The following is a 7,672-nucleotide window of genomic DNA, read 5'->3' as shown; positions in this document are numbered from 1 at the left end:
CGCCCGGCCGAGTCGTCGCCGCCCTGGACAGGACACCTGCCGTGGATCGCGTCGCTCGGAAGGACACGCTGCGTAGGTCGCGGTCTGCGGCATGTGGGTGCACAGCTTGAGAAGCAGGGTCTAGCCTCGGTTGCGGCCAAGCCCGGGCAGGGGGCGTTGATCAGGATGTCCGTGCCGTGCCAGTAGACATCGCGATCTCCGTCGGCGTGTTTCGGTGGGCTGGCTGGCAGCTGACGAGGTCTCCACTGCGGCTCGCCGCTTCACTGCGCGCATGGTGTCACGGTTGCGTCGGCCAGCGATGATGACGCGGTGGGGCATCTCGACAACCGGTGGAAGTCGTGGCAATGGCTCGCTGGAGCCGCCTTTGTCCTAGCCGCAACAGCGCTCTTCGGTTTCCTGGCCCTTGGTCCCGAGCAGCGGCTGGACCGAACGGACAAGCTGGCCAGTATCGGCAGCCTGATACTGACGGCCGTGGGTCTCGTGGTCAGCGTCACGGCTATGCGGTTCAGCTGGCGTTCGTCGAGCGTGTCGACCGATCCCTCGGTCATGCTGGCTGCCGCAACCGAGGACCTTGCCCGTCTTGTCGGGCGACAGTGGGAGCGAGAGGCGGCGATACGGCTGCTACGTCCGGCGGCGCTGCGAGTCCGCTGGTCGTCGACCACGCGTCTGGTCGCGCCGTCAGCCGGAGAGGTCATCGGCCCTGGTGTAGTCGCGGGGAAGCCGACACGACTGCGGATGCATGGCGACGTGACCGCAACAGTGGCAGCATTGCGGCAGCTTCCCTCACGACAGTTGGTGGTCCTCGGCGGACCGGGGTCGGGCAAGTCGGCCCTTGCGGTCCTGCTGACCATCGGGCTGTGCCGAGAGTGGACGCCGGGGGAGCCGGTGCCGGTTCTGCTGACCCTCGCGTCGTGGAATCCGCGCCAGCAACACTTTGATACCTGGCTGGCCGGTTGCCTCGTCGAACAGTATCCGTTTCTTCGTGAGCGCGGCCGGTATGGTCCGAGTCCGGCAACGCGGCTAGTAGATCAGGGTCGTGTCCTTCCGATCCTGGACGGATTGGATGAGATGCCCAACGGCGTGCACGTCGCCGCTGTCAGGGCGTTGACAGACGCGGTGGGGCAGCGTCGTCCCCTGGTAGTAACCTGCCGGGCTGATGAATATCAGGCCGCGATAGATGCGATTGGCAATCCATTGGGTCGCGCGGCAGTGGTGGAGATCGCGCCCGTCATGGCCGCGGATGCGATCGAGTACCTACCGGCGGGACAACCCGATGGTCCACGTAGGTGGGCATTGGTAATCACGGAACTGAGCGATCACCCCGAAGGGGCGTTGGCACAGACGCTTTCTACCCCGTTGATGGTGTACCTGGCCCGAACGGCTTATACGTCTCCCAGCACCGATCCGTCCGATTTGCTCGGCCACTCTGACCCGGCCGCCATCGAGACTCGTCTGCTGAACGCCTACCTTCCCGCCGTCTACAGACAGGAACCCGTTTGGAGCGACAGTCCCGCGCACGTACCGCCGTCCGCGTACCCGCTCGGAAAGTCCGAGCGTTGGCTGTCATTCCTGGCCTGGCATCTAGGTCGGCAGGGCACGTCTGATCTGGCCTGGTGGCGGCTTATCCGTGCCGTTCCTCACTATAAGCCGGCTCTCGGGTTCATCTTTGGCTCGGGTATGGGGCTCGGTTTTGGGATCGGAATGGGAGTGGTCTTCGAAAGGTCGTCCGGAATCCTGGCGTGGCTTGGCTTCACGCTCGGGTTTGGGATCCCGGCCGGGTTGTGGTTTTCTGATGGTTCGCCGAGCCGTATGCGATTCCGGTTGTGGCGGCTGTTGATCAGTCTGCTTGGCGGGCTCGCCGTTGGGTACGTGCACGGGCTGACATCCGGGCTCACGCTGCAATCCAGTCTGCTGATAGGACTCGGTTTCGCGCTGGGATCCGGCTTGCTGTTCGGATTCGGAGCCAAGGTCGCAGAGGGCGAACTTCTCGACCCTCACTCGACGCTCCGTGATGACCGAACGGTCTTCCTGGCAATTGGGCTTGTGGGTGGGGTAATCGTTGGTCTTGCGTACGGGAGCGGTATGGCGGCTCTACCGGTACCGATACCTGGGCCAGCCGCCGCGCTGATGCTCGGCCTTTTCTCCGGGGTCGGGCTCGGACTGGCTCCCCGGCTCTTGTATGACCGCGTCTCGCGCCACATAGGCGTGGTTGGCCTCCGCCCCGGGACGGGCAGTGCGTGGGCGAGATTCGTCATAGCCCAATGCTGGCTCGGCGTTCGAGGGCAGGTTCCCTGGTCGTTGATGCGTTTTTTGGAGGACGCTCATCGACGAGGGGTGCTACGACAGGTCGGGGCTGTGTATCAGTTCCGTCATTCCCGGCTCCAGGAACATCTAGCGTTGATGGGCCACGAGCAGAGACACCATCGCCGCCAGCGCGACCGCTCCCGGCATTAATTAGGGAACCCTGGCGGACCCGCTATCGCCCAATTCGAGTAACGCACCCGCCGAGCTTTCTTGATATGGCACGATCAATCTCTCGAACTAATGCGCCCAACGTGGACCAGACTCACATCGGCTGCTTGTTTCATCGCGGGTAGGACCGTGGCCCGGCCAGGCTTGGTCCAGGCGCCCGGGCCGTCGCTCTCACATCGGCTGCCCACGCTGGTCGTGTGGCTCTCATCTGGCCCTGCGCAGGATCGAGGTCATGGCCGCGACAGACCGTCGTCGGCGGTCCGGCGGGAATGCCTGGACCGGATCCTGATCTACAACACCCCGCAGGCTCGCCGTACTGGGCGAATACCTGGCCCAATACAACGGGCATCGGCCGCACCAGGCCGCAGGCAATGCCCACCTGATCAGGACAGCCTTCCGGCGAAGGTAGCTGATCCGGGTACGGCGCAGGAAGGTGGTCCACGGGTTGATCAACGAGTACGAACAGGCCGCGTAGCCCAGACCGAGTTCTCGTTCGACACAGGGTTCGCGAAACGGCGAGGGGAGCCGCGCCGAGCAGCGTCAGCTTCCCGGTCGTCGCGCACCGACCCCATCCCGGCACCCGTGGCCGCGCTAGGGAACCCGCAGCTTCGCCTCCCGAATGCAGCCGTCGATCACGGTGCGTTCGTGGCGGGCGGTCGGCTGTGGCACGGCCCGCAGGCAGGAGGCCAGGTCGCCGCAGTAGGCGGTACCCCCGTTCGCCTCGCCGACGAGATGTCCGTGCAGGCTACGACCGGCGGTGCTCTCGCGATGGCGGCAAGGCAGGCGATCCGTGACGTCCTGGGTTCTGATGTTGCGCACACCCCTCGGCGTGCCGGTGATGACGGTGGTGAAGCGTTCGTCCGACGAGACCAGGTAGTAGACCCAGACGGTGCCGTCCTTCTCGACGGCGACCTCGCGCGGCAGACCGTACAGCGTGCGTGGGGCGATGAGCTGCGAGCCCGTCTGCATGCCGTGGTTCCACAGGAGGAGCACGGGCGCCACGGTCCCGCACAGAGCCAGGACGAGTCCGGCGATGAGGTACGGCCGGCGGACAGGCTGCCCGTGGCCGTGCCACCAGACCGCCGTCCAGAGTGCGGCGGCAATCCCCAGTTCGACGAGGGCCAGGCCGACGGGTACGAAGAAGAGCAGCGCCAGCGCCGGCGGAATTGACAGCAGCGCGGCCGAGCGAAGGGATTTCCGCAGCGACCGGCGGACCACGACAAATGTCGTCACTCCGAGGACGAGTGGGAGGAATGGTTGCAATGTCGCGATGAACAGTGCCACCAAATTTCCCTGCCACAGCACCACACGCAGGACGGCAGGGTCTCCCATCAGCGTGATCGCGACGATCGGCACCAGCAGGGGTACGACGCCGAGGGCATACGACAGTAGATCGAAGCTCCTGGTTCCGACCTCCTCGGCAGGGGTTGGACGCTCCGCTGTCGCCGGCGCGAACAGCCCGCTCGCGCGCATCCTCCAGCCCTCGTCCGAGGTGTCAGACGGCATCGTCGAGCCTTGTTCCGGTGGCCGGTTTCGGTGCAATGCGAATCTCCGGGGTTCTTGAGACCTGTTCGACTCCGCGCGATCCGGTCGAGCCCGATTCTCGCCCCGCCTGTCAATGAGCGGGACCGGGAAGACGCGGCATTCGGCGGTCGGCGATCCGGGGCGCCGAACAGCCGGGCCTCCCGGCGTGCGAGGCCCGCCGCGGGTCCGAACCAGCCGGCCGCGTTTGCCGGGCGAGCGTGGCCGGCTGGGCCGAGGCGATGTCGTCGCCGGGAGAGAAACCCACGACGACCAGGGGATACGCACTGTCCACTTGGCTATCGCCCGCACCGGCGGCCCCTCAAATCCGCCCCAAGGGTGATTAGGAGATCAGTTTGTTGTCGCCGCGACGCATCAGCGGCCGGGCGGCGTGGTGGTCTATGGCCGGCAGATCAGCGTACGGGAGCCATCCGGCTGAACAGGCACGACCATCGATGATCGTCGGGGGGTGTGGCTGGTGCGGATGTCGATTCAGGGGCGTGGGCCACCGACGGCCTGAAGCGTCTCTTCGAGCGCGGCCCCGGCTTCCGGGCCGGACAGCGTTACGCGGCGTGCCGCCAGTCGCGCCGCGAGGTCTGAGCCCGTCAGCCACGCGAGCGCTTGTCCGGGACCCGGTCTGACTGCGCCGTACGGTCCGTCCGGCTTCCCAACGGTGAGTACGGGTTCCAGTCGCGCTCCCCGGCGCGGATCCGCCCGACCTCCCGCGCGTACTCGGCCAGGTTGGCCAGCGTAATCGCATCGTCCGAGCGTTCCCAGTACTCCAGGTAAGAAGTGAGATCGTCCTCGATCAGCATGATGCCGGTCAGGACCGGCTCGAAGTGGACCAGGTGCACGCCCTCGGCAAGGGCTGTCCTCCAGTGAGTCATCGCCAGGTCGCGTACCGCCGCACGCTCGTTGGCCGGCCAGGTGGCGAAGGAGCCGTAGGCGAGGTGTCCGTACACCACCTCAAGGTCGAGGAAGTCGAAGCCCTCAGTCGCGACGATCTCCAGGATACGGGGCAGGAAGTGCTTGAGGTCGTCGAGGTTGCGGGGTGCAGCCGCCGGAGATCTCGGCCGACCTCAACCGACGGCGCGCAGACTATTTCCGTTGCGCCACGCTCGAAGGCAACCGCAGCTGTCGTGAAGGCACGGATGACGTCGATGACGATGACGACAGTGTTGGTCGGGACCTCTGCATCCATACCGACGATCGACACAGCACGCGATTCTCTACCGTAAAAAGTCCTACCTGCAAGAATATTTCCGAGACACGACCGGCCGCGCTCTCATCGACATGTCCGGTCGCCGGGCGATCGCGACGCACCCTACGGTGCGTGATAGCACCCCCACCTGCCGCCGCGCACGCCCGGCGGCAGATGAGTACGTCGAGCATGCGGTCTGTTCACCCGGTGATCATGGTTTCTCGCCGTAGTCTCCGGCTCGTCCCCATCTGAAGCAGGCGCTGCATGCCTGATAATCGATCGATGCCCCAGTCGGTGGGCGGGCTATGAGTGACCACGAATACGTGCTCTCCGGCGGCAGGCACGACGCTCCATCCGTTCGTCTGGTCGAACAGCTTCCGGCCGATCACGACAGCGCCGATCTGCGGGTTCACCGCATGCACAAAGTCCTTTGAGGCCTGGGTGGTGCGGCACGGCTGGTCCTGGCTTGTGGACCACCGCCACTCTGTTTCACCGTTGCCGTACCAGTCGAAGAGGGGGCCGACCGCACCCCTTTCGTCCGCGATGAAACCGTCTAGGGAGACGACGGCCCCCATGATCGTGCACGCCACGACGTCTTCCTTCCGGGTCAGTGGAGGATGCGGTAGCGGATGTGCGTCGCTTCCGGAGTATCGATCACCCGTACGATCTCCAACTCGGTACGCGAGAGCAGACCGTCGAAGAGTCGACGGCCGGCACCGAGGAGCACCGGAATCTGGTGGATCTGGATCTCATCGAGTACGCCGGCGTCGATCGCGTGTTGCGCCGTGTATGCACCGTGCACCATCACGTCCCGGTCTCCCGCCGCGGCCTTCGCTCGTGCCACCGCGTCGGCGATCCCGTCACTTACATACGTCACCAGCGGATAGTTGACCACCGAAGGGTCCGGCGGCCGGTGGCTGGGCACGAAGATCGGCACGCCGTGATGATCACCTTTCCAGTGATCGACCTGCTCCACCGTACGGCGCCCCGCGACCACCGCACCGGTCGCTTCCATGGCGTCGTTCATCTCGCCAGCCGGCCCGGACCGCCGGACGTCACCATCCGCAGTGAAGCCCCAAGCGTGTAGCCGCTCAACCGCTGCTCCGTCACCACCAGGCTTTTCCGGGCCGTCGTTGGGTCCCGCGATGTAGCCGTCGAGGGACACCGACATGTACAGCACTGCAGAGGACATGAACCCGCTCCTTGTCGTCGCCGTGGCCTCGCGGCCACCGCATTTTCGCCGCCGACGCTAGCCGCGATCACGCTGTTCTCGATTGAGAACTCTGCCGCTGTGACGCAAAATTATTGCGTGCCCAAGGTGACCCTCGCCCTGGACGACGTCGACCATGAACTGCTCGACCTTCTCCAGCGCGACTCAGGTCGGACCCTGCGCGAACTTGGCGACTTGGTCGCCCTGTCGCCCAGCGCCGTCAAACGGCGGATCGACCGCTGCCACAAGCACGGCGTGATCGCACGGCAGGTCACGATGCTCGACCCGAACCGGCTACCCACGGTGCTGCTTGCCGTGTGCCTGGTGACGCTCGAACGCGAATCCCGCCAACACCAACGAAGCCCCCAACGTCCGCCGTTACACCACGCTGTTCGTACTCGATCCCATACGCACCAGCGGCGTCCTACCCACACGCACCCCACGAACCTGAACCGTCGATAGCGCCACCACCAGCTATCCCGCGGTCAACACCAGATTCCCGCGCAGTCTCGTCACCGACGCGCCGCTGCCACCGGGACGGGGTGCGTCAGACCCGAATTGCGGGAGACGTGCTGCGTCAGTTCGGCGTCGAGCAGTCACGATGTTGACCTAGGCGACAGGAGCCCGCTCCTCGGCGAGGGTCGGCTCGGTCGTATCGGTGACGGTAGATCACCCGACCGTCGCCGGACGTGCGCGTCCGGCGCCGCAGACTGCCGTCGGACCCGACGGCAACCCGCGACCGGCCGCGATAGACAGGAGACTCGCCGCCGATCAAGGGAGATCGCGATGCCGGAGCACATGCTGCCTGACCCAGTCCAGACAGACTACTTCCTGCAGCAGGTCACGGGCCGGCACGGCGGCATGTCGTGGGCGATGGGTCGTATGCACTCGTGGACCGTCGAGGCGTCGCGAGCCCACGCCGCGACGTGCGAGAGCGACAACTGCCCCACCTGCGTCCACTTCATCACCGCCCTGTCACTGTGCGCGGCAGTGGCGCAGACGATCCCGATCAGCCCCGAGGTGCGCGCCCGCTTGGCGGAGCTACACGAACGGGAACGCTAATCAAGGACCCGGTCGCCGTTCCAGCGAAGCCCGGCCGTCCCACCGGTGATGGATGACGAGCCACGCTGTGGACCCGTCCGGACGCGTTACTGCCTCGGTGTTGCCGGTGTTCGGTGGAGCCAGAGGTTTCCGGATGAGTCTGCGGCTGTCAACGCCGGCTGAAGTTTGCCCCCTCTGCTCCGGCCGAACTTTGACCCCCTCGCTGG

Annotated in this window: 8 protein-coding genes; 3 read left to right on the top strand and 5 right to left on the bottom strand. The window is 65.8% G+C overall.

Annotated features, from left to right (window positions below):
* Positions 1-309 precede the first annotated feature (309 nt).
* Positions 310-2,454: an NACHT domain-containing protein gene (locus ACFP2T_RS47615; RefSeq protein ID WP_377434631.1), complete on the top strand. Its 2,145-nt coding sequence runs from the start codon at positions 310-312 to the stop codon at positions 2,452-2,454.
* Between the two features lie 609 nt (positions 2,455-3,063).
* On the opposite strand, the gene ACFP2T_RS47610 is transcribed toward ACFP2T_RS47615, so the two are convergent.
* The 5 genes from ACFP2T_RS47610 to ACFP2T_RS47590 all read right to left on the bottom strand — a co-directional run bounded on the left by ACFP2T_RS47610 (position 3,064) and on the right by ACFP2T_RS47590 (position 6,386).
* Entirely contained in the window at positions 3,064-3,945 is an 882-nt protein-coding gene (locus ACFP2T_RS47610) for a hypothetical protein (RefSeq protein WP_377434628.1), read from the bottom strand.
* A 653-nt stretch (positions 3,946-4,598) separates the two neighbouring features.
* Positions 4,599-4,955, bottom strand: coding sequence for a hypothetical protein (locus ACFP2T_RS47605; protein ID WP_377434637.1), 357 nt, complete (start codon positions 4,953-4,955; stop codon positions 4,599-4,601).
* Positions 4,877-5,194 carry a 2-phosphosulfolactate phosphatase gene (locus ACFP2T_RS47600; protein ID WP_377434634.1) on the bottom strand — a complete coding sequence of 106 codons (318 nt, stop codon included), beginning with the start codon at positions 5,192-5,194 and terminating at the stop codon, positions 4,877-4,879. Before ACFP2T_RS47600 ends, ACFP2T_RS47605 begins: the two co-directional genes overlap by 79 nt.
* Positions 5,195-5,394: 200 nt before the next feature.
* The gene (locus ACFP2T_RS47595) at positions 5,395-5,784 is read right to left on the bottom strand and encodes a hypothetical protein (RefSeq protein ID WP_377434625.1); all 390 of its coding nucleotides are present in this window, start codon (positions 5,782-5,784) and stop codon (positions 5,395-5,397) included.
* Positions 5,785-5,801: 17 nt separating this feature from the next.
* Positions 5,802-6,386: a dihydrofolate reductase family protein gene (locus ACFP2T_RS47590; RefSeq protein WP_377434622.1), complete on the bottom strand. Its 585-nt coding sequence runs from the start codon at positions 6,384-6,386 to the stop codon at positions 5,802-5,804.
* 117 nt (positions 6,387-6,503) lie between these two features.
* Between ACFP2T_RS47590 and ACFP2T_RS47585 the strand changes: the two genes are divergently transcribed.
* Positions 6,504-6,866: an Lrp/AsnC family transcriptional regulator gene (locus tag ACFP2T_RS47585; protein WP_377434619.1), complete on the top strand. Its 363-nt coding sequence runs from the start codon at positions 6,504-6,506 to the stop codon at positions 6,864-6,866.
* A 324-nt stretch (positions 6,867-7,190) separates the two neighbouring features.
* Positions 7,191-7,466, top strand: a complete 276-nt coding sequence (locus ACFP2T_RS47580) for a hypothetical protein (protein WP_377434616.1) — start codon at positions 7,191-7,193, stop codon at positions 7,464-7,466.
* The last annotated feature ends 206 nt before the right edge of the window (positions 7,467-7,672 follow it).

It is taken from the genome of Plantactinospora solaniradicis (genome assembly GCF_042658085.1).
GTDB classification, from domain to species: Bacteria; Actinomycetota; Actinomycetes; order Mycobacteriales; family Micromonosporaceae; genus Plantactinospora; species Plantactinospora solaniradicis.
The sequence above is the reverse complement of the archived record's forward strand: the minus strand, read 5'-3'. Positions and strand labels throughout refer to the sequence as shown.

What these genes read in the sequence shown, in the direction of transcription:
- ACFP2T_RS47580 (WP_377434616.1), top strand. Translation starts at nt 7,191, where the DNA reads ATGCCGGAGCACATGCTGCCTGACCCAGTCCAGACAGACTACTTCCTG.
- ACFP2T_RS47610 (WP_377434628.1), bottom strand. Translation starts at nt 3,945, where the DNA reads ATGCGCGCGAGCGGGCTGTTCGCGCCGGCGACAGCGGAGCGTCCAACC.
- ACFP2T_RS47600 (WP_377434634.1), bottom strand. Translation starts at nt 5,194, where the DNA reads ATGGATGCAGAGGTCCCGACCAACACTGTCGTCATCGTCATCGACGTC.
- ACFP2T_RS47590 (WP_377434622.1), bottom strand. Translation starts at nt 6,386, where the DNA reads ATGTCCTCTGCAGTGCTGTACATGTCGGTGTCCCTCGACGGCTACATC.